We start from the raw sequence: 19,330 nt of genomic DNA, 5'->3' as shown, positions 1-19,330 counted from the left end.
TCCCGAACCTCCGGCTGCCGGGGGTGGGCGCGGCCGTGTCCGTGCCGGGGTTCGCTGGCGGGCCGCGGCTCGTGCTCGTGCACCGGGAGGGGGCCGCCCAGACGCATCTGGCCGCTGGATTCGGCGTGGCGCACCGGACCGGGGCCGCGTGGGCGGCGCTCACCGTGGCCTGGCAGGTGCTCGGGGGTGGCCTGTCGTCCCGGCTCAACGCCGTGTTGCGGGAGGACAGGGGCTATACCTACGGTTTCCTGACCGAGCCGGTGCCGGTGGGGGGCGCCGGTCTGCTGGTGGCCGAGGGGGCGGTGCACGCCGAGGTGACCGGCGAGTCGCTCGGCCTCCTGCTGGCCGAGGTGCGGCGCCTGGCCGGCGGGGGGATCACGGCGGACGAGTGTGCTTCCGCCGTACAGGCCCTGACCTTTGGGGCGGCGGCCAGATATGAGACCGCGCAGGCCGTCGCCGACGCCCTGGCGTCGGCCGTCGGCGACGGCCTGCCCGTCGATCATGTCGACGATCTATTTCGTGTTCTCCGTGAACTGGACGCCGGCACTGTCTCCGCGGCGGTCAGCCGCCACATGGCCTCGGCGGCGCCGGTCGTCGTCGCAGTCGGCGACGCACGGGTCGTGCGGGGGACGCTTGAGTCGCTCGGGTTTCCGCTGACCGTGGTCGGCTGAGGACTACCTCCTGCCGTCGGCCGGGGCCCGTCTGCGGACCCGGCCCCAGCTTCACGCGCAGGTGGTCTGCGCCTTTTCCAGTGTCGCCGGGTCCACTTCCGTGACCTCATGGGTGGCGAGCTCGGACGTGCCGCCGGACGCCGTCGAGCGGCTCTACCAGCCGTTCCAGCGCCTCGGCACCGCACGCACCGGGGAGGGCCTGGGGCTGGGGTTGTCCATCGTGCAAGCCGTCGCCGCCGCACACGACGCCACTCTCACCACCGTCCCCGCCCCCTGCGGCGGTCTGACCGTCACCGTCGCCTTCCCAGCAGTTGATCTATAGAAGTTCTAGAAGCAGAGTTCCGCTGCCGGGTTCTTCTAGAACTTCTTTTGACGGGTGGTCAGCCATGCGCAACAAAGAGATCCCTTAAACCGGGCAACCCGCCGCGACCCGGGGCCCTCGCGCCCGTGCTCCCGGGCGCGGAGCCCGCCCTCCCCCCTGGACCTCGCTCAACCTGCCCTCCCCATGGCCATCCGTGCGCCCGGACCTCCCGCCGGGATCATGGCGATGCGTGCGCACAAGCCCAGCCGCGGAGACATCCGTAGGGCGCCCCTGGCCGTGCTGAGTGAGGAGGAGCAGTGGAACGGGCACCAAGTCGTGCAGCGCATCGCCGACCGCAGCCAGGGCTCCTGGCGGCCGAGCCCCGGTGCCGTCTACCCCGCGTTGCAGCACCTGGAGAACGGGGCGGGCGAGGGTGTGCCACGGGGGCCAAACCCTTAAGTCACGGATGAATCCGGGCGCCTTTGAGGATCTTGTCGACACTGTTGCGCGGTCCGTGTATGGCCATGCCGACCAGGTCGAGGTCATCTCGGCCGATCTTGCGTACGGCGGCGCGGTTGTCGGCCTCGTTGCCGGTGGCGAACAGGTCCGACGTGAAGACCGCGAGTGGCACTCTCCGGACGAGGGCCCGCGTGTGGGCGGCCTTCATTGCCTCCTTGGTGCCCTCAAAAACCAGCACCGGCTGCCGAAACATCGGCATATATCGGTTTTCGTCGGCGTCGAAGTAAGGCTCTCCGACTATCCCGGGCTCCTCCGTTCCCAGCCCGCTGACCAGAAAAGCGGTGACGTTCACCCGCTGCCACGTCTGCAAATCCTCACGCAGCAGAACAGCGATCTTCGTGCTGAAACGAACAGGAGTTCCTTCGCTTGTCATGCACTTGAGCATGCTCCGCGGCCGGGAACCCGTCTTGTACGATCCTTGCATGGTTGCCCGCCGCGACGTCGCCGTCTGGCGGCCCCAAGTGGCAGGCGTGACAGAGGTGTTCCACGCCTACTTCACCGACCACGTCTATCCAATGCACTCCCACGAGACGTGGACACTTCTCCTCATCGAGGACGGCGTAGTCCGCTACAACCTCGACCGCCACGAACACAGCGCGCTCAACGACCGTGTGACGCTGCTTCCGCCCCACGTGGCCCACAACGGCACCCCGGTGACCTCCCGAGGTTTCCGCAAACGTGTCATCTACCTGGACTCCGCCCTCCTGGGCGAACAGCACATCGGGACTGCGGTGGACCGCCCCGATATCCAGGACCCTCTACTGCGCCTGCGCATCCGCGAACTCCACAACGTCCTGACCGTCCGCGGCGAGGAACTCGAGAGCGAAAGCCGCCTCACCCTCGTCTGCGACCGCCTCCACCACCACTTGGGGCACCACACGTCCGGCCTCACCCGCCGCGACCAAAGCCGCCTGGCCCACCGCCTCCGCGCCCTCCTGCACGCCCGCCTCCCAGGCGCGCTCTCCCTCCAGCAGGCCGCCGCCACCCTCCACGCCCACCCCGCCCACCTGATCCGCGCCTTCACCAGGGAGTTCGACATCGCTCCCCATCAATATGTGACGGCCTGCCGCATAGACCGCGCCCGCCGCCTCCTCTTGGAAGGCCACCCGCCGTCCGAGGTCGCCACTCTCACCGGCTTCTACGACCAGCCCCACCTCACCCGCAACTTCACAAGAATCCTCGGCGTAGCACCCGGCCGCTACGCCCAATCCATCCACGGTGGGCGGTCCGTGGTCCGCGAAGCAGCCGCGCACCTGCCCTTGGCGTCGATGGAACGCGAACGGAAAAGCCCCGGCGACCTTTCCCTGAAGCGGGCACCTGATGCGAGAAGTCGCCGAACGCCTCACATGAGGTGATGACAAGCCGCCCGATCCGCCCGTGGGTAACCAAAGCGAACGGGCCGCCCCAGTCGTTCACGCCGAGGGCGACGTCATGCAGGACAAGCGCTTCGAGAACTCCGCGACCAGTCCGGCGTTCTCGAGAATGGGCAGATCGGTCCTTTCCCGCATGGGGGTACGGTGACCGCCAAGCGGCAGCGTGGGCACCACTACTTGGAAATCCGGTCTTGCAGGAATCTGTCTGACTTGGATCGGCTGTTTCGCCGCGCATCGTTTCTGTCGTAGGTGCTTGGTAGGACAGGAGTCCCGCAAGCCCGAGGCGAGGATGCTTCCCGTGACTCTCCACGAAGACGACGACCTTGAGACGCCGGCCGACCTGCGTGATCCGGGTGAGATGTTCCTGTCCGGCAACGCGGTCTATCACTGGAGCGCGTCAGACGCGCATTACGAGCGCTTCGCCGGGTTGCCCATCGCCTACCCGTGGGTGCTCGTCGAGCATCCGTCCCCCGACCCCGCGGCTTTCGCCTGGCCGCTCTACGACGTGGACGCCCTTGAGGAGGACGACGGCGGCGCGACGATCGCCCGTGAGCTGGAGGAGCTGCTCGGCCAGGTCGACGGCTCCCGGATCGAGGCGATCGTGGTCGCGGGGACCAACACCTGCAACGTTCCCGCCGCGCTGGCCGCCAACGCCCACCGGCTGCCGCGCCTGCGCTCGTTGTTCCTCGGGCTCGTCGAGCAGGAGGCCTGTGAGATCTCCTGGATCCGGCAGGGCGACATCACCCCGCTCCTCGAGGCCTTCCCGCGCTTAGAAAGACTTGACGTGCGCGGGAGCGACGGCCTCACCCTCCGTCCCGTGCGCCATGAGGCCCTCAAGGTCCTGCGCTTCGAGTGCGGCGGCCTGCCCGGCGGGGTGGTCCGCGCGGTCGGCGGGAGCGAGCTGCCCGCGCTGGAGCACCTGGAGCTGTGGCTCGGCGTCGAGAATTACGGCGGCGACACCACCGTGGGCGACCTCGGCGGCATCCTGTCGGGCGCCGGCCTCCCCGCGCTGCGGCGGCTGGGCCTGCGCAACAGCGAGATCCAGGACGAGGTGGCAGCCGCGATCGCCGCGGCCCCCGTCGTCGCCCGCCTGGAGGTGCTCAGCCTGGGCATGGGCACCCTGTCCGACACCGGAGCGGAGGCCCTCCTCAGCGGCCAGCCCCTCACCCACCTCCGCCACCTCGACCTGCACCACCACTTCCTCAGCAAGGGCATGGCCGAGCGAGTCCGCCACGCCCTCCCAGACATCGAGGTCGACCTCTCCGAGCCCCAGCCACAGCAGGAGGAGTGGCGCTACGTGGCGGTCTCGGAATAACCCGCACCCGATGCATGGAAGGGAGCCGGCCAATGACGTATGCGGTCACACTAACCACTCCCCAGCCCCTCGTGATATTCGTGCGGGTCTGCGCTCTCCCAACCTTCGCTTTTGTGGGGCACAGGCTTCGCTATTCCGCTGACATACAACACCGGATAGCGCGAGAAGTCGATCCCTGGATAATCGCCTGACTCGCGCATGTGGAGGGCGCTTACCTTGAACGGCTTAATGTTGTCGTCAACGGTATGCTTGATCACACGGCCGCGATCGAGAACCTCGAAGACGATTGAGAAATCACAATAGTGCTTCTCCGTCATCGCCTTGACCATAAACACAGCATCCTCATCGACACCCTCATCCGGTTTCAGTGAGATTGTGTGTTCTTGGAAGAAGTCGTTCCCCAATTGGTCACCGATATCGAGCGTCCTGGCGCGCGGGCCGGGGGCATCAAGATCGAAGCCGACCCGCACGATGTCATCCATCCAAGCAGAGGGCCTTTCAAAGTATGTGCCTTGAAGCGGGGGGCCACACTCCTTGTCTACAGCCATACCGATAATCCGGACGGGCCGGTCCCTGTTACCGCGAACGACGATTTTTATTTCCACGGCCCCCAGGTCCACGGCTCCACGCCGCCGGAACCACTGTTCGGCCTCCTTGGAATACGGATCGAACTTATTGATTTGGGCCAGCTCATCAACTGTGAGCCTCATTGGCTGCGGGAAGATCCAACTGCCGTGCTCCGCGACGCGCTCCACCCGAACGAGATCGATAGCGATGGGCGGTTCGGTAGGGTTTTGGCTGGGCGTCGACGTGGAAGGCGAAGGCACCGTGATGGGCTGTGCGGGCGAAGCGAACGGCTGTTGAAGCGCCCAGATCAGAACACCGACAAGCACCGGTGTTGCCACGGTGCCGCCGATCCATTTCATGATCGGCCGCTTCCACCATCACTGAGGTTCTTTCGGGCGATGGCTTCGTGCAGGCTTCGATCGGTTCACCACGATAAGCCGGTCCTTTGACATCGCGACATGCCCATTATCCTCGCATGAGGCGGGCTTTATTGCCACGACGTGACGACTCCACCCCCGGAGACTCGCTCAAGAAATTCGGACGAGCGCCTCAAGTAGCAGCTCACAGCGAATACTCCTGCGATCGCCACTCACGCTGATCGATATGAGGCAGGCAGCGGCGGCTAGACTTCTTCCGGCACCGCTGCCACAGCAACGGCCTTTTGAGTGTCCTAATCCAGAGATTTTGGACAGCGCGTAGAGCAGGAAAGTCATGAGGCAGTTGATGCGGCGGAAGAATCCCTGATCCCGTGAGTTCAAGAATGAAACGGTCCGCAACACCAACTGAGCGGATGCCGACCGGACCTGGCCGGGCCGGCGGGCGGCACGAAATCCAGCGGAGCGACCGCCCATTCCGGCCCCTCCGCGGGCGACGTGAACGCGTCGCGGAGCCACGGCAGGATGTCGAAGGCGGACGTCGCGCACAGTGATGTGCCCGGCGATGCCCTCGTCGTCGCCGTTGCGAGCGGGAATGCCGCGGCGAGTTGCCGCTTCCAATGCAGACGCTCGGGGGCCACCGACTCCTCGCGCACCGGCAACTCGGGGATGTCCAGTTGCTCGACGTCTTTTAGCTCCGCGCCGGCGTGTGTCGTCATCCGCCTAAACCTCCGGTGTCGCACGTCACGTGAGGTCGAGGACGAGCCTCCACATCGGCAACGACGGCGAGGGCACACTGACCGTGCTCATCGTGTCCACCACGGTCGCGGTGCCCACCCACCATCCGCTCCCGACGGTCCCCAGACGAGAGCGCTAGGCGGCACACAGCAGGAGCGGCTCGTCACGGCCCTGTCCAAAGATGCCGCCTGGCCGAATGCGGTCGGCAAGGGCCCACATGTGGCCAACAGGCGACTCGGCCATCCTGCATGACGTGTGGGACCGAGGAGCGCGGCGCCGGGAATCGAAGCCCTCGTGTCAGCCGGGCGACCGGCGGAACATGGTTCGGAGGGTCTTCGCGAGTTCCTCTTCCGCCCGCGGCCCCGGCGGGCCCGCCGATCGCCAGGTCACGTAGCCGTCCGGCCGTACAAGCACCGCGCCGTCGGCTCCGACCCCGTGGGCGTCGGCCCATTCCGCGCCGAGGGTGCTGAGCGGGCCCACGCCCACCTGGTGGCAGGTGAAGGGCACGTTCAGCCGGGCATGGGCTCGTGCCCCCACGCTCCGCCATGCCGTCCCGGCGGGGCCCACCACCAGCACCATGGTTTTCCGGTAGAGGTCCAGCAGCGAGCCGCCGGCCGGGAGCCGGAGATGTGGAGCGCGGGTGCCGGGGAGCCCGCCGAGTTCGTGCTCCCAGACCTCACCCAAAGACGTCTCACTCGAAGATGTCTCACTCAAAGAGGCCGCATCCGGGGACGGCGCGGCTGCGACCAGTGAGCCTGGGGACGGTGAAGGGTAGCGCCCGCCGAACATCACGACCGAGTCCGGCATGATCGCCGGATTGGGCTTGGGGCGGGCCTCCTGGGTGAGCCGAGGGCGGTCTTTGGAGCGGAGCACCGCCTGGTGGACGGTGGCGGCGGCGATGGGACGGCGTTCGGCGTCGTAGTCGGCGAGCATCTGCTCTCCGCCCCATCCATGGATGATCGCCGCGAGTCTCCACGCCAGGCTGTGGGCGTCCTGTATGCCGACGTTGGAGCCGAAGGCCCCGCTTGGCGGCATCACGTGCGCGGCGTCCCCTACGAGGAGACACCTTCCCGCGTGAAAGGTGCCCGCCGTGCGCCCGGCGGCCTCCCACGGGACCACGCCCAGGATCTTGACGTCGAGATCGTCACACCCGGCAGCCGCCCTGACGAGCTCCGTGCATCGCTCGTCGTCGAAGTCCGACATCGTGTTGTGTGACGGGCTGTACGGCACGTGCAAGAGCCAGCGCCGGGCGTTGTCGATCGGCAGCAGTGCCCCCCGGACCCGAGGGTTGATCGTGTAGCAGAGGACGAAGCGGCGGTCCCCCAGTTCGGCGCGTAGGTCGGCGTAAAAGTGGATGTTGGCGTAGTTCGCCAGCGATCCGACACCCTCGAATGGGATGCCGAGGGAGGTGCGGATCGGACTTGAGGCTCCGTCGGCGGCGACCAGGTAACGCGCCCGCACCTGCGAGGTCTGGTCAGGCCCGTGCAGGACGGCCTTGACCTCGTCGTCGGTGCACTGAATGTCGCTCACGCGCGTGCCGTAGGCGGTTTTGGCGCCGAGTTCCTCGGCCCGCGCCCGGAGAACGACCTCGAACTCGTCCTGATGGCACAGGCACCACGGCGTCGGGGTCAGCGCGCTGAAGTCGGCTCCGGGATCCATGTGGTAGGCCTGCTGGAGCCGGCCGAGCTCTTTGCCCACCAGGCTCTCCACCGCGAGAACACCGGCGTTGCCGGCGAGTGCCCTGGCCGACTCGGTGGCCCGCAGGCGGTCCTCGAGTCCGACGGAGCGCATGAGCTCCATCGTGCGCGGGTTGATGCCGCGTGCCCTCGGGTGGATGGAGGTGCCGCCGTGTTTCTCCACCATCAGGCAGTCGACCCCGTGCCAGGCGAGGAACACCGCCGTGGCGAGACCCGCGAGGCCCCCGCCGACGATGAGCACGTCTGTTGATTCATAGCCTTTCACTGAGAAACCCTCCGGTCAGACGGCCGAGCGCACATCGTCCTTCGCGGCGTAGGCGAGTTCGACGGCGTAGCTGCGCATCAGCGGATGGAAATGCCATAGGGGCTCGCCACCGGTGTTCTCCCCCAGAAGCTGGACCACACTGGCCTCGTGCAGCCGGTCCAGCAGGCGCTCGGTGTCGCGCACGCCTGCCATCAGTTCGCACGCCGCGTACGTGGTGGTGAACGTGTCGGCCCGCATGGTGCCGAGCTGCTGAAACGCGCTGATCTCCCGGCGGGTGAGCGACGCGAGGCCCGTCGCGAGGTCGCGGCGCATGTCCAGTCCGTCGGTGCACAGTTCGTTGAGGCGCTCGGCGTGGTCGGCCAGCCGGGCGAGCATTTGGCTGAGCGACCAGCTTCGCCTGGTGACCCGGGCGGCGCAGATGCGGATGGCCAGCGGCAGTCCACCGCAGATCTGCGAGATGGCGGCGGCCGCCTCCGGTTCCGCCGCCACTTTGCGCTTCCCCGCCAAAAGCGCGAGGAGTTGCGTCGCCTCGCCGGTGCCGAGGGGTGAGAGCCTCACCGTCTCGGCACCGGGGAGACCGCCGATGGCGCTCTGGCTCGTGATGATCGCGGCGCTTCGGATGCCGGCCGGGAGAAGTGGTTCGACCTGGTTGGCGCTCACGGCGTCGTCGATCAGGACCAGGAGTTTCCTGTCCGCCGCCCACGACCGGAAGAGGTGGCTGCGTTCCTCCAGGTTGGCGGGGATGGCAGTCGGTGGGAAGCCGACGGCCTGCAACATGCCGCCAAGCGCGTCCGAGGGGGAGATCGTGTGCCCGGCTCGCCGAAGCCGGACGTAGAGCTGCCCATCCGGATAGTGCGCGCGCAGTCCGTGGGCCGCGTGAACGGCGAGTGCGCTCTTCCCCACCCCCGTCATCCCGGTGATGACGATCTGTGAGGGGGGACGGCCGGTGTGGTCGTCACGCTGCGGGCCGAGCGCGGAGGTGATGTGGGCCAGCTCCCTCGTCCGGCAGATGAAATCGGGGATGTCCGCCGGCAGCTGGGCGGGTCTCACCCGGCTCTGGAGATGCACAGCGGAGGAGGGGCCCTGGGGGTGGAAGTCGATGGAGGCGTCGTTCTTCAGAATCGCTTCATGTAGCTTGCGGATTTTGGGAGAGGGGTCGATGCCGAGCTCTTCGATGAACAGCCGGTGGAGCCGCCGATAGACCTCCAGGGCTTCGCTGCGCCGCTCGCTGCGGTACAAAGCGATCATCAGCTGGGAGGCCAGGCCCTCGCGGTACGGCTCAGCGGCGGTGAGCATTCGCAGCTCACCTACGGCCTCCCGATGGAGTCCGATCGCGAGGCTCGCTTCAATGCGCATCTCCAACGTGCGCGCCCGCAGCTCCTCAAGGCCGGTGGCACGCGCCTGGAGTTGAGGTCCGAGCTCCAAGCCGGCCAGAGCCTGTCCCCGCCAGAGGCCGAGCGCCTCGGTCAAGCTGCTTCTCGCCTTGTCGTGCTCTCCCCGCGTCTGCTCGCGCTGCCCGCGGTTCATCGCGTCGGTGAACCGGTCGAGATCGAAAAACCCCGCCGCCAGTTGAAGCCGGTAGCCGGCGCTGTGGGTCTGCAGCGCGTGGGCGCCGTGGGAACAAGATGAGGAAAGGAGTTTGCGGAGCTGATAAATGTAGGTCTGCAAGGTGGTCGACGAGCTGACCGGCGGATTGTCGCCCCACAGTTCTTCCATCAGGGTGCGGGTCGCGACCACCTGGCCGTGATTGAGCAGCAGAAGGGATAGAACCCGGCTCGGTTTCGCCGCCGACAGAGCCAGTTTTCGATTATCGTCGTGGATTTCCAACGGGCCTAGGATTAGGAATCTCATGCGTCCGTCCCCCCCCGGGTGTCAAGACGATGTTCTCGATCAACCGCATGGATGTCAAGGAGATCGTTTTGCCGATTCCCCCGCGATCGGCTTATTCTTCAGACCCCTTACCGGGCGTCGTTAATTTTAGACTCTTTGTGCAGGAATTCGGTTGGAATATAAAGCGCGGATACGCATGTCATGGTGCTCTCGCTGAAGTAGGCCATGAACCCTTCGGCCGTCTGGGTGTCCCTGGACTCGGCCAGATAGGGGGCCATCCGCCTCTCGGCCTCACGAACCCCCTGCTGGGAGGACATGTGCCTGGCCACGTCCTCGACGGTTCCTCCTTCGTAGTGGATGACCCGGACGACGGTGTCGTCCTTGACGAAGAGCGCGGTGCCGAGCAGGATGCCGACCTGCCGGCCCTCCGCGTCGCGCAGGAACGGTGAACCGGGGCGTCGATAGTCCGCGAAGATCTCGGTGATCTCCCGCTCGCACCCGGGCTTGACCTTGTAGGTGATTGCCGCATAGGCCATGGCGTCTCCCCTGATTGAAAGCGTCCCGTGCGTGGAAACCCGGCTCGCGGCTAAAAGCCCGAGTCGATGGTGAGCGTGGCGCCGCTGATCGAACGCGAGAGGTCGGCGGCGAAGAACAGCGCCGCCGCGGTGACATCCGCCTCGCAGGTCAGGCGGCCGAGGCTCGTGAGCGAGGCCAGCCTGTCCCTGAAGGAGGCGGGGAGCCTCGGCCTGTCCTCTCTTTCGATCACCCCGGGTTCGAGGGTGTTGACCCTGATCCCGCGCCCGCCGACCTCCCTGGCCAGCGAGCGCGCGAGCCCGAGCAGCCCGGCTTTGGCCGCGGTGTAGCCGCTGCCGCCGGGAAGGCCCCGGGTGGCGACGGCGCCCCCGATGTTCACGACGGAGCCTCCGTCGGACAGCAGCGGCAGCAGGTCGCGCAGGACCAGGAACACCGACGTGAGATTGGAGTCCACTATCGCGTGCCAGGCGGCGAGATCGAGGTCGGCGACCGGCTTCAACCGGAACCCGCCGACGGAGTTGACGATGACATCCAATCCCGCAAGCCTTTCCTCGCAATGGCGCCGCAGTGCGGCGGTGTCCCGCTCCGAGGTGACGTCGGCACGCACGACCGAATGGCCGGGGCCGATTTCCGCGAGGGCCTTGGCGGTCGTCGCCGCTGATTCTCCGTCGTTGCGGTGGCAGGCTACTATCGTCGCGCCGGCCTCGGCGAAGGCGAAAGCGATGGCCCGGCCCGCGCCTCTGGTCCCCCCTGTGATCAGCGCGCGCTTCCCGTCGAGGCGAATGTCCACCGTTATCCCTTCCTGTGTTTACGGTGTGGGTTCGAAGCGTTGGCGCGCCTGCTAGAACTCCGCTGGAGAACCACTCAAGGACGTTAGGCCGCATTTCACTTTCGAGTGGCTTTCGATCGCCGCTCAAGCCCTGCTTGCCAGCGTCGAGTCGGTCGTGATGCCGTTGCACGCTAGGAGCACGCCGATGGCGGCCGATCAGGCACAAGCGGATATCGCATTTCCCTTCGAGGCACCTTCACTCTTCGAACCGCCACCGCAGTTCGCCCGATTGCGAGAGAACTGCCCGGTGACAGGAGTGCGCCTGCCGAGCGGCGACACCGCCTGGCTCGTCACCGGATATGCGCAGGTGCGGCAGGTGCTGGCCGATCCGCGCTTCAGCCGGGCGGCAGCGGCGGCACCGGGCGCGCCCCGGCTCGGGCCCGCCGCCCCGGAGCGCTCGGCGATCACCACGATGGACCCTCCCGATCACACCCGGCTGCGCCGTCTCATCGCGCCGGCCTTCAGCGCCAGGCGAATCGGGGCTTTGCAGCCGCACGTCGAGCGGTTGGTCGCCGGCGTGCTCGACGCGATGGCCGCCGCCGGGCCACCGTACGATCTCGTCGAGGGGCTCGCCCGCCCCCTGCCGGTCAAGGTGATCTGCAAGCTCCTCGGCGTCCCTCAGGCGGACCGGACGGTGTTCGAACGCTGGGTCGAGGCGGCGTTGAGCGTCACGCCGGGTAATCGCGCGAAGGTCGAGCAGGCCAGAGCGGAGCTGCGGAGTTACTTCCGCGAGCTGGTGGCGCGGAAGCGCGCCGAATCCGCCTCGGACGACGTGCTCGCCTACTTGATCAATGCGCACGACGAGGACGACCGGCTCAGTGAGGACGAACTCCTCGCCCTGGCCTCGACGCTGCTGACAGCCGGCTGCCAGACCGTCACCACCGCGCTGGCCAACGGCGCCGCCATCCTGCTGCGCCACCCGGGCCAGGTAGCGCTGATCCGGCGGCGGCCGCAGCTGCTGCCTGCCGCGATCGACGAGGTGCTGCGTTACACGCCGGGACCGGTCAGCGGCGGCACGATCAGGGTGGCCGTGCAGACGGTGGAGCTGGGCGGGGTCACCATCAGCCCCGGTGAGGCGGTCATCCCTTCGACCACGTCCGCCAACCGCGACGCCTCCGTCTTCCCGCAGGCGGACACCTTCGACGTGACCAGGCCCGGCAACCCCCATGTCGCCTTCGGCCCCGGCATCCACCACTGCCTGGGCCGCGGGCTCGCCCAGATGGAGCTGGTCACCGCGTTCGGCGGGTTGATCGAACGGTTTCCCGGACTACGCATCGCCGTACCCGAGGAGGAGCTGCGCTGGAGCAGCGGCGGCATCCTGCGCGCACTGACAGCTCTCCCCGTCGCGTGGGGGGAGATCGACGACAGAGGAGACGATAAGCATGCGGATGCGAAATAGCGCGGAGCCCCGCTACAGCCGGATCATGGGGCTGGGCGTCTACCGCCCGGCGCGGTCGGTGCCCAACTCGGAGATCGCCGAGGGGCTGGGGCTGACGGAGGAGTGGATCGAGCGTCGCTCCGGTGTGCGGTCCCGCCGCTACGCGGGGGCGGAGGAGACGCTGACCGCCATGTCGGTCGCCGCCGCGGAGAAGGCGCTCGCCCAGGCCGGGGTCGACGCCGACCGGATCGGGTTCGTGCTGGTCGCCACGACGACGCACCTGACCCAGATGCCCTCGCTCGCCAGTGAGGTCGCCCTGCGCGTCGGCGCGACCGAGGCAGGCGCGCTGGACATCCTGGCGGCCTGCGCCGGATTCTCCTACGGTCTCGCGATGGGCAGCGACATGGTGCGGGCCGGGACGGCCGACCACGTCCTGATCGTCGCGGCGGAGCGGGTCACCGACATCCTCGATCACAGCGACCCCTCAACCGCGTTCCTCTTCGCCGACGGCGCGGGGGCGGTCGTGGTGGGGCCGTCGGCGACGCCGGGCATCGGTCCCGTGATCTGGGGCTCCGACGCCGGCCGCGCGGACGCGGTCGGCATGACCGGGTTCTGGCACCCCAGCCTCCGCACCGACCCGGAAACCCCCTGGCCGGTCCTCGGGATGATCGGGTGGAAGGTCTACCGGTGGGCCGTCGAGAACCTCGCCACCGCCGGTTCGCGGGCGCTTGAGGCGGCGGGTGTCACCGTGAACGAACTCTCGGCCTTCATCCCGCACCAGGCCAACCGGTTGATCACCGAGGAGATGGCGGCCAGGCTCAAGCTGCCGCCCGGGGTCGTGGTCGCCCAGGACGTCCGCGAGAGCGGAAACACCTCGTCGGCGTCCATCCCCCTCGCCATGGACACCCTGCTGAGCAAGGGCGAGGTGGTGTCCGGGGAGCTGGCGCTGCTGATCGGATTCGGCTCGGGCGTCGTCTATGCCAGCCAGGTGGTGCGGCTGCCGTGACCAGGACGTTTCCGTTTCCCGCCGAGGATCCGGTGGAGCCGCCCGCGGAGTTTCTGGACCTCGCCTCGACGCAGCCGGTGAGCCTGGTCGTCCTTCCCACGGGGGACACCGCCTGGCTGGTCACCGGCTACGCGGAGGTGCGCGCCGCGCTGTCGGACCGCAGGCTCAGCCGGCGGCTGGCGAACGCTCCGGAGGCGCCGCGGCTCCGGCCGGCCAGACCCGACTCCGGCACCTCGCTGTTCTCCCTGGATCCTCCCGCCCACACCCGGTTGCGGCGGCTGGTGGCCAAGGCCTTCACCGCACGCCATATGGAGCTGCTGAGGCCACGCGTGGAGAGCGTGACCGAGGGACTGCTCGACGGGATCGAACAGGCCGGTCCGCCCGCGGACCTCGTGGCGGGACTGACCCAGCCGCTCCCCATGGTCATCATCTGCGACCTGCTGGGTGTGCCGTACAAGGACCGGGCGCTGTTCCGGAGCTGGACCGAGCGCATCCTCACGCTGACCGCCCACAGCCGGGAGCAGGCCCGGCAGGCCAGTATCGACCTCAGCGCCTACCTCGCCGACCTGGTCGCGCGTAAGCGTGTCGCGCCGGCCGACGACCTGCTCAGTGCGTTGATCAAGGTTCAGGAGCGGGACGACGCGCTGAGCGACGCGGAGCTGATCACCTTCGGCAACACGCTCCTCACCGCGGGCCACCACACCACCGCGGGCCAGATGGCGGCGAGCCTGCTCACGCTGCTGCGGCATCCGAGCCAGGCCCGGGCGCTGCGCGAACACCCCGAACGGATCGGCGTCTCGGTCGAGGAACTGCTGCGCTATGCCGTACCCGCGGTCAACGGGGGCCTGATGCGCATCGCGACGGAGGATCTCGACCTCGGCGGTGTGCGGATCCGGGCGGGAGAGGGCGTGCTCCCGGCCATCGTGGCGGCCAACCGCGACAGCCGTGTCTATGAGTCCCCCGGCACTCTGCGGCTGGACCGGGAGTGCCCCGGCAGCCCGCATCTCACCTTCGGGCACGGAATCCACTACTGCCTGGGGGCGCCGCTCGCGCGCCTGGAACTCGGCGTGGCCGTCGGCGCCGTCCTGCGCCGGCTGCCCGGCCTGCGTCTCGCGGTCCCTGAGTCGGACCTGACGTGGGCCGACGGCCACACCCACCGCACGCTGGACGCGCTTCCGGTCGTCTGGGATCGGCGATGAGCACGCGTACGGTTGCCGAGCCCGATTCACCGGGTGAGAAGACGTTCTTCGGCTACCCGCGCTGGTTCGCCACGCTCTTCCTCACCGACATGTGGGAGCGTTTCAGCTTCTACGGCATGCAGGCGCTGCTCGCGCTCTATGCGGCGTCGCCCCGCTCCGAGGGCGGGCTCGGCCTGGACACCGGTACGGCGGGAGCGCTCTTCGGCATCTATATGGCGGTCGCCTTCGTCCTCCCGCTGCCCGGCGGATGGCTCGGCGACAGGGTCCTCGGCGCCCAGCGGGCGACGCTCTGGGGTGCCGTCGTCATCGCGCTCGGGCATTACTGCCTGATGGTGCCGTTCGATGCGGTGTCCTATCTCGGCCTGCTTCTCGTCGCCGCCGGGACCGGGCTGCTGAAGCCCAACATGGCGGCGGTCCTCGGCCGTTTCTACGGTCCGGGAGAGGATGCCCGCCGGGAGTCGGCCTTCTCCATCTTCTATATGAGTGTGCAGGTCAGCGCGCTGATCGCGCCGTTGGTCACGGGATTTCTGGGCGAGCGGGTCCACTGGCACGCCGGGTTCGGCGCCGCGGCGTTCGGCATGACCGCCGGCGTGCTGCAATATGTGCTCGGCCGGCGTCGCTTCGGCGAGCTCGGCCGCCTCCCCGAGGCCCCCGCTCCCCCGCACCTCGTGCGCTCCTTGCGCCGCCGGGCCGTCGTGGTGGCGGCGGTGGCGGGGTCCCTGCTCACCGTGGACGTCATGGCCGGGTGGTTCACGATCGAGCATGTTCTGGCGGTCGTGGGCCTCACCGTGATCGTCGTGCCGATCCTCTATTTCCGGTCAGTGCTGCGGCAGAAAGGCCTGACCGCTGCGGACCTGACCCGGCTGCGGGCGTATCGCTGGCTGTTTGCCGCCTCTGCCCTCTTTTGGATGTGCTTCGCGCAGTCGGGTGCGGTCTTCAGCTTCTTCGCCGAACGTTACACCGACCGCGATCTCCTTGGAATGATCATCCCGGCGAGTTGGTTCCAATCGTTGAGCCCGCTGTTCATCCTGGCGCTCGCACCGGGTGCGGCGTGGCTGTGGTTGCGGGCAGGAGACCGTTTGGACGTCCCGCGGAAATACGCGCTCGGGCTGGCGGCGATGGGCGCGTCTCTGACGGTCATGGCGGTGGCCTCGGCCAACTCACCGCCGGTCTCGCCGCTCTGGCTGGTCCTCGCGTTCTTCCTGCTGGCCTGCGGCGAGGTCGTCCTCGGCCCGGTGGGATTGAGTGCGAGCGCGCAGATCGCTCCGGAACGGGCAGCCGGCCGCATGATGGGCTTGTTCTGGCTTTCTGCCGCCCTAGGTGCCGCGCTCGGCGCGCAGTTCGCCCGACTTTGGCCGATAGTTCCGGGGCCCGCCTTCTTTGGCTTCCTCCTGGTGCCGGCCTTTCTCGCCGCTGTATGCCTCGTTGTCGGAGGCGACCGTCTCCGACGATCACTCACCTCCTGACATCGCTGGAGACTCCCATGTTCGACAGCCCCGCCGAGTTGCCCGCGGAGACAGGCGGTGGAGCCGCGCTGACGCTGCAGCGGGCCTCTCGGGTCGAGATCGTCATCCCGGTCTACAACGAAGAACGGGCATTGGCCGGATGTATCCGTACCCTTCATGCCTATCTCGCGGCCACCCTGCCCTACGAATGGAACCTCGCGGTCGTCGACAACGCGAGCACCGACCGCACCTGCGACGTGGCGCGTGAACTCGCCGCCGAGCTACCCGGCCTGCGCGTCGTACGACTGGAGGAGAAAGGCCGCGGCAGAGCCCTGCGCACCGCGTGGTCGTCCAGCGACGCCGAGATCGTCGCCTACATGGACGTCGATCTGTCGACGGGCCTGGACGCCATACTCCCGATGCTCGCCCCTCTCATCAGCGATCACTCCGACATCGCGATCGGCTCGCGTCTCGCGTCCGGATCCCGCACGATCCGCGGTTTCAAGCGCGAGTTCATCTCCCGCGGCTACAACATGCTCGTACGGTTGGTCCACGGTGTGCCCCACACCGATATGCAGTGCGGATTCAAGGCGGCACGGCGCGAGTCCATCGCGACGCTGCTGGAGCGCGTCGAGGACGACGGGTGGTTCTTCGACACCGAGTTGCTGCTGCTCGCCCATCACAACGGACTGCGGCTTTACGAGGTGCCCGTCGACTGGGTGGAGGACGTCGACAGCCGGGTCGCCATCGCGGGTACGGCATGGGCCGACATCAAGGGCCTCGTCCGGGTGGCCCGCGCCCGGCTCAACCGCACGGCGGACATCCCGGTGCGCCGGCGCGCAGACCCAGCGCCATTCCACCCCGACGCGCGCACGGGGAACGGCAACCGGGTCGAACGCATCTGGCAGGTGCTGCTTTTCTGCGCGGTGGGGGCGGTCTCCACCGTCGCTCACGGTCTTCTCTACATGATGCTGCGGGAATGGTGGCCGGTGATGGGGGCCAATCTGGCGGCCCTGATTCTGTGCACCCTGCTGAACACCGAGGCGAACAGGCGTCTCACCTTCCGCCGATCGGCGGGGGCCCATAAGAAGTTGCAGGCCCACCTCAAGGGTCTAGGGGTTTTCACGCTCTATTTCCTGTTCACCTCGCTGTGCACCCTGCTGTGGCAGCGCATGAATCCCGGCGCCGGGCTTGTCTACGAAACACTCGTGCTTCTCACCTCGGCCTTGGTGGGCACGGTGGCGAGATTCCTCCTCATGCGCGACTGGGTCTTCGCCGGGAAACGCGCCGGCCGGAAGAGCGGCGCTCAGCGGTAAAAGTCCGGAGCGGTGCGCAGTCCGGCCCACTGCGCACCGTCGTGCCCGCAGACGACAAGCGCGTTCTCCCGCCGCGCGATATCCGTCAGCCGGGCCGTCGACGATCTGGTCGCGGCTGCGTCCATGTCGAAGGGGAAGATCGGCCGCCGTTCGGGATTGAGCGCGATCTCCATCGGTATGGCGTCGCCGGCGAGGAGCACAGGCCCGGTCTCGGGAAGCCGGACCAGGACCGACTGGTGGCCGGGCACATGGCCGCCGGAGGCGATCAGCTCGATCCCGGGCCGGAATTCGGTGTCCCCCTCGACGGGCAGGTAGCGGTCGGCCGGCAGGTCCCATTGCGCACGGCACTCCGCGATCCGGGGCGGAGCGTCGTCGCGGACCAGGTCGAGGTGGGTTCGCTGAACGACGAACCGGGCGGAGGTGAAGGCCCGGTGGCTGCCGCAGTGATCGGGGTCGAGATGCGTGCAGATCACATATCTGACATCCTCCGGCGCGACCTTGAGCGCGGCCAGTTGAGGCAGCAGATGCTGCTCGGGCGCGACGACGATGCCCCCCTGCGCGCCGGGGGCGCACCCCGAGTCCACGAGCATGTCGCCGTCGTCGGTGCGGATCAGGTAGACCGGGACGGGGGCGCGGATCGCGGCGATCGTTCCGGTGCTGAGCAGATAGAGCTTCATGTGAGACCTCATCGGGGTTTGGCCAGCCACTGTTCGGGATCCGGAGTGGTCGCGTAATCGACCATCCGCCAGGCCTCGGAGATCAGCCGCTCGGCTGCCCTGCCATGCCGCACGGCATGAGCCTCCAAGGCGTGGTGGGGACGCCTGCCGTGCACCACGCCGGCCAGCTCATCGGCGAGGTGGACCGCCTCCTCGATCGCGGCGTTCAGGCACTGCACCGGCAGCGGCAGCCGGCGGCGCGCCGCACCGAGGGTGAGGACCCTGCCGCGGCGCGCCGCCGGCGCCCGGCCCGACCCGGGGCGTGTTCGCCATAGGTCGCCGACCTCGGACAACGTCGCGGGGAGGCCGGTGATGCGGCGCACGAACGCCTCGAACTCCCCCGCGTCGCGGGGTGGCCGAGCCTGGTCGGCGGCGACCGAGAAGAGCCGGTGACCACCGGTGGGGAGAGGCAGCAGGCCCAGGTTGGCATGGGGGCCGTGGAAGATGTGCTCCTCCTCAGGACCCAGGCCGGGCACCCCGGTGACCACGGCGTTCACCCCCAGCCAGCGCACCGGGCGGGGGTGCGAAGGCATCCAGTCGAGCCCCATGGCGCGGGTCAGGGTGTCGTCGGTGCCTGTGCAGACGACCACCCACCGGGCGCGACGGATGTCGGCGCGGCCGGATCGCGGCTCGGTTGAGTGAGCCCCGTTTGAGTCACCCAAGGTTGGATGGTCCCGGGAGTGAACCCGCACTTGGACGTGCCCGTCCCCGTGGAGGCCGCCCACCTGGTGGACGCCGACCACGTCGGCGCCTGTCTCGACGGCTGCGCCATACCGCAGTGCGGCGGCCGAAAGGAGCTGCGTCATGCCGTCGTGGCCGACGACGAGGGAGGGGGCGGAGAGCGGGCGGGTCTCGGTGTGCCGGGAGACGTGGAAGACCCGCCGGCGCAGGGGGGCGCTCGAAGGTATGGCCGCGACATCGACGCCGACGGTCGTGAGGGCGGCAGCGGAGGCCGCCTGCACTACCAGGCAGTGAGCGCCGGCCGGTGGGTGCTCGCCGCGCTCCACGACCAGGCAGGAGACGCCGTGGCGGGCGAGCCCGGCGGCCACGGTCAGGCCGGCGGGCCCCGCTCCCACGACGAGCACGTCATACATTTCACCGGCCCGGGTGCGCTGAGTTTTCATATGAACCGCCTGAGGGAACCGGAAAACAGCAGAAACAGCTCGTATAGTATTTCCGAACCCTCGAATTCGGACAGGCTTTTCCGGTCCAGCGTTTCTCAAGGCGTTCTTGAGGTCTCCCGGGCAGGCTCCGACA

The 19,330-nt window shown here is 68.3% G+C and carries 19 protein-coding genes; 10 read left to right on the top strand and 9 right to left on the bottom strand.

Annotated features, from left to right (window positions below):
* The 3 genes from Ssi02_RS25915 to Ssi02_RS25905 form a co-directional block, all read left to right on the top strand.
* Positions 1–671, top strand: a 671-nt coding sequence (locus Ssi02_RS25915; RefSeq protein ID WP_204030164.1) for a M16 family metallopeptidase, incomplete at its 5' end; no start/stop codon positions are given.
* A 100-nt stretch (positions 672–771) separates the two neighbouring features.
* A complete protein-coding gene (locus Ssi02_RS25910) occupies positions 772–993 on the top strand; it encodes a sensor histidine kinase (RefSeq protein WP_239129698.1) in 222 nt (73 codons plus the stop codon).
* A 225-nt stretch (positions 994–1,218) separates the two neighbouring features.
* Positions 1,219–1,431 (top strand): PadR family transcriptional regulator, encoded by a 213-nt coding sequence (locus Ssi02_RS25905; protein ID WP_239129687.1) that lies wholly within the window; start codon positions 1,219–1,221, stop codon positions 1,429–1,431.
* Between the two features lies 1 nt (position 1,432).
* Here Ssi02_RS25905 and Ssi02_RS25900 read toward each other — a convergent pair whose 3' ends face one another.
* Positions 1,433–1,864, bottom strand: coding sequence for a DUF2000 domain-containing protein (locus Ssi02_RS25900; protein ID WP_204030162.1), 432 nt, complete (start codon positions 1,862–1,864; stop codon positions 1,433–1,435).
* A gap of 49 nt (positions 1,865–1,913) precedes the next feature.
* Between Ssi02_RS25900 and Ssi02_RS25895 the strand changes: the two genes are divergently transcribed.
* Complete coding sequence (locus Ssi02_RS25895; RefSeq protein ID WP_204030161.1) at positions 1,914–2,846, top strand: helix-turn-helix transcriptional regulator; 933 nt, start codon at positions 1,914–1,916, stop codon at positions 2,844–2,846.
* A 316-nt stretch (positions 2,847–3,162) separates the two neighbouring features.
* Positions 3,163–4,179, top strand: a complete 1,017-nt coding sequence (locus Ssi02_RS25890; protein ID WP_239129683.1) for an STM4015 family protein — start codon at positions 3,163–3,165, stop codon at positions 4,177–4,179.
* Positions 4,180–4,229: 50 nt separating this feature from the next.
* Here Ssi02_RS25890 and Ssi02_RS25885 read toward each other — a convergent pair whose 3' ends face one another.
* From Ssi02_RS25885 to Ssi02_RS25860, 6 genes are all read right to left on the bottom strand, one after another.
* The gene (locus Ssi02_RS25885) at positions 4,230–5,105 is read right to left on the bottom strand and encodes a hypothetical protein (protein WP_204030160.1); all 876 of its coding nucleotides are present in this window, start codon (positions 5,103–5,105) and stop codon (positions 4,230–4,232) included.
* 395 nt (positions 5,106–5,500) lie between these two features.
* The gene (locus Ssi02_RS25880) at positions 5,501–5,839 is read right to left on the bottom strand and encodes a hypothetical protein (protein ID WP_204030159.1); all 339 of its coding nucleotides are present in this window, start codon (positions 5,837–5,839) and stop codon (positions 5,501–5,503) included.
* Between the two features lie 316 nt (positions 5,840–6,155).
* Positions 6,156–7,820 (bottom strand): FAD-dependent monooxygenase, encoded by a 1,665-nt coding sequence (locus Ssi02_RS25875; RefSeq protein ID WP_204030157.1) that lies wholly within the window; start codon positions 7,818–7,820, stop codon positions 6,156–6,158.
* 15 nt (positions 7,821–7,835) lie between these two features.
* Positions 7,836–9,671 (bottom strand): AfsR/SARP family transcriptional regulator, encoded by a 1,836-nt coding sequence (locus tag Ssi02_RS25870; protein ID WP_204030155.1) that lies wholly within the window; start codon positions 9,669–9,671, stop codon positions 7,836–7,838.
* A 107-nt stretch (positions 9,672–9,778) separates the two neighbouring features.
* Positions 9,779–10,186, bottom strand: a complete 408-nt coding sequence (locus Ssi02_RS25865; RefSeq protein ID WP_204030153.1) for a SchA/CurD-like domain-containing protein — start codon at positions 10,184–10,186, stop codon at positions 9,779–9,781.
* Between the two features lie 50 nt (positions 10,187–10,236).
* Positions 10,237–10,974 carry an SDR family NAD(P)-dependent oxidoreductase gene (locus Ssi02_RS25860; RefSeq protein ID WP_204030151.1) on the bottom strand — a complete coding sequence of 246 codons (738 nt, stop codon included), beginning with the start codon at positions 10,972–10,974 and terminating at the stop codon, positions 10,237–10,239.
* 286 nt (positions 10,975–11,260) lie between these two features.
* Between Ssi02_RS25860 and Ssi02_RS25855 the strand changes: the two genes are divergently transcribed.
* The 5 genes from Ssi02_RS25855 to Ssi02_RS25835 are packed head-to-tail and all read left to right on the top strand — an operon-like array spanning position 11,261 to position 17,357.
* Positions 11,261–12,412 carry a cytochrome P450 gene (locus Ssi02_RS25855; RefSeq protein ID WP_239129682.1) on the top strand — a complete coding sequence of 384 codons (1,152 nt, stop codon included), beginning with the start codon at positions 11,261–11,263 and terminating at the stop codon, positions 12,410–12,412.
* The gene (locus tag Ssi02_RS25850; RefSeq protein WP_204030147.1) at positions 12,396–13,397 is read left to right on the top strand and encodes a beta-ketoacyl-ACP synthase 3; all 1,002 of its coding nucleotides are present in this window, start codon (positions 12,396–12,398) and stop codon (positions 13,395–13,397) included. Before Ssi02_RS25855 ends, Ssi02_RS25850 begins: the two co-directional genes overlap by 17 nt.
* Positions 13,394–14,596 (top strand): cytochrome P450, encoded by a 1,203-nt coding sequence (locus Ssi02_RS25845; RefSeq protein WP_204030145.1) that lies wholly within the window; start codon positions 13,394–13,396, stop codon positions 14,594–14,596. The genes Ssi02_RS25850 and Ssi02_RS25845 overlap by 4 nt, the downstream gene beginning before the upstream one ends.
* Positions 14,593–16,062, top strand: coding sequence for a peptide MFS transporter (locus tag Ssi02_RS25840; protein ID WP_204030143.1), 1,470 nt, complete (start codon positions 14,593–14,595; stop codon positions 16,060–16,062). Before Ssi02_RS25845 ends, Ssi02_RS25840 begins: the two co-directional genes overlap by 4 nt.
* Positions 16,063–16,079: 17 nt before the next feature.
* On the top strand, positions 16,080–17,357 hold the full coding sequence (locus Ssi02_RS25835; protein ID WP_204030141.1) for a bifunctional glycosyltransferase family 2/GtrA family protein: 1,278 nt from the start codon (positions 16,080–16,082) through the stop codon (positions 17,355–17,357).
* On the opposite strand, the gene Ssi02_RS25830 is transcribed toward Ssi02_RS25835, so the two are convergent.
* Positions 17,348–18,034 carry an N-acyl homoserine lactonase family protein gene (locus Ssi02_RS25830; protein WP_204030139.1) on the bottom strand — a complete coding sequence of 229 codons (687 nt, stop codon included), beginning with the start codon at positions 18,032–18,034 and terminating at the stop codon, positions 17,348–17,350. The two genes, Ssi02_RS25835 and Ssi02_RS25830, sit on opposite strands and share 10 nt — an antisense overlap.
* 8 nt (positions 18,035–18,042) lie before the next feature.
* Positions 18,043–19,197: an FAD-dependent oxidoreductase gene (locus Ssi02_RS25825; protein WP_204030137.1), complete on the bottom strand. Its 1,155-nt coding sequence runs from the start codon at positions 19,195–19,197 to the stop codon at positions 18,043–18,045.
* Positions 19,198–19,330: the final 133 nt, after the last annotated feature.

The sequence above is a fragment of the Sinosporangium siamense genome (genome assembly GCF_016863435.1).
Lineage (GTDB): Bacteria > Actinomycetota > Actinomycetes > Streptosporangiales > Streptosporangiaceae > Sinosporangium > Sinosporangium siamense.
Note: the sequence above shows the minus strand (reverse complement) of the source record. Positions and strands in the feature narration are given on the sequence as shown.

What these genes read in the sequence shown, in the direction of transcription:
- Ssi02_RS25905 (WP_239129687.1), top strand. Translation starts at nt 1,219, where the DNA reads ATGCGTGCGCACAAGCCCAGCCGCGGAGACATCCGTAGGGCGCCCCTG.
- Ssi02_RS25900 (WP_204030162.1), bottom strand. Translation starts at nt 1,864, where the DNA reads ATGACAAGCGAAGGAACTCCTGTTCGTTTCAGCACGAAGATCGCTGTT.
- Ssi02_RS25895 (WP_204030161.1), top strand. Translation starts at nt 1,914, where the DNA reads ATGGTTGCCCGCCGCGACGTCGCCGTCTGGCGGCCCCAAGTGGCAGGC.
- Ssi02_RS25885 (WP_204030160.1), bottom strand. Translation starts at nt 5,105, where the DNA reads ATGAAATGGATCGGCGGCACCGTGGCAACACCGGTGCTTGTCGGTGTT.
- Ssi02_RS25880 (WP_204030159.1), bottom strand. Translation starts at nt 5,839, where the DNA reads ATGACGACACACGCCGGCGCGGAGCTAAAAGACGTCGAGCAACTGGAC.
- Ssi02_RS25870 (WP_204030155.1), bottom strand. Translation starts at nt 9,671, where the DNA reads ATGAGATTCCTAATCCTAGGCCCGTTGGAAATCCACGACGATAATCGA.
- Ssi02_RS25865 (WP_204030153.1), bottom strand. Translation starts at nt 10,186, where the DNA reads ATGGCCTATGCGGCAATCACCTACAAGGTCAAGCCCGGGTGCGAGCGG.
- Ssi02_RS25850 (WP_204030147.1), top strand. Translation starts at nt 12,396, where the DNA reads ATGCGGATGCGAAATAGCGCGGAGCCCCGCTACAGCCGGATCATGGGG.
- Ssi02_RS25840 (WP_204030143.1), top strand. Translation starts at nt 14,593, where the DNA reads ATGAGCACGCGTACGGTTGCCGAGCCCGATTCACCGGGTGAGAAGACG.
- Ssi02_RS25835 (WP_204030141.1), top strand. Translation starts at nt 16,080, where the DNA reads ATGTTCGACAGCCCCGCCGAGTTGCCCGCGGAGACAGGCGGTGGAGCC.
- Ssi02_RS25830 (WP_204030139.1), bottom strand. Translation starts at nt 18,034, where the DNA reads ATGAAGCTCTATCTGCTCAGCACCGGAACGATCGCCGCGATCCGCGCC.
- Ssi02_RS25825 (WP_204030137.1), bottom strand. Translation starts at nt 19,197, where the DNA reads ATGAAAACTCAGCGCACCCGGGCCGGTGAAATGTATGACGTGCTCGTC.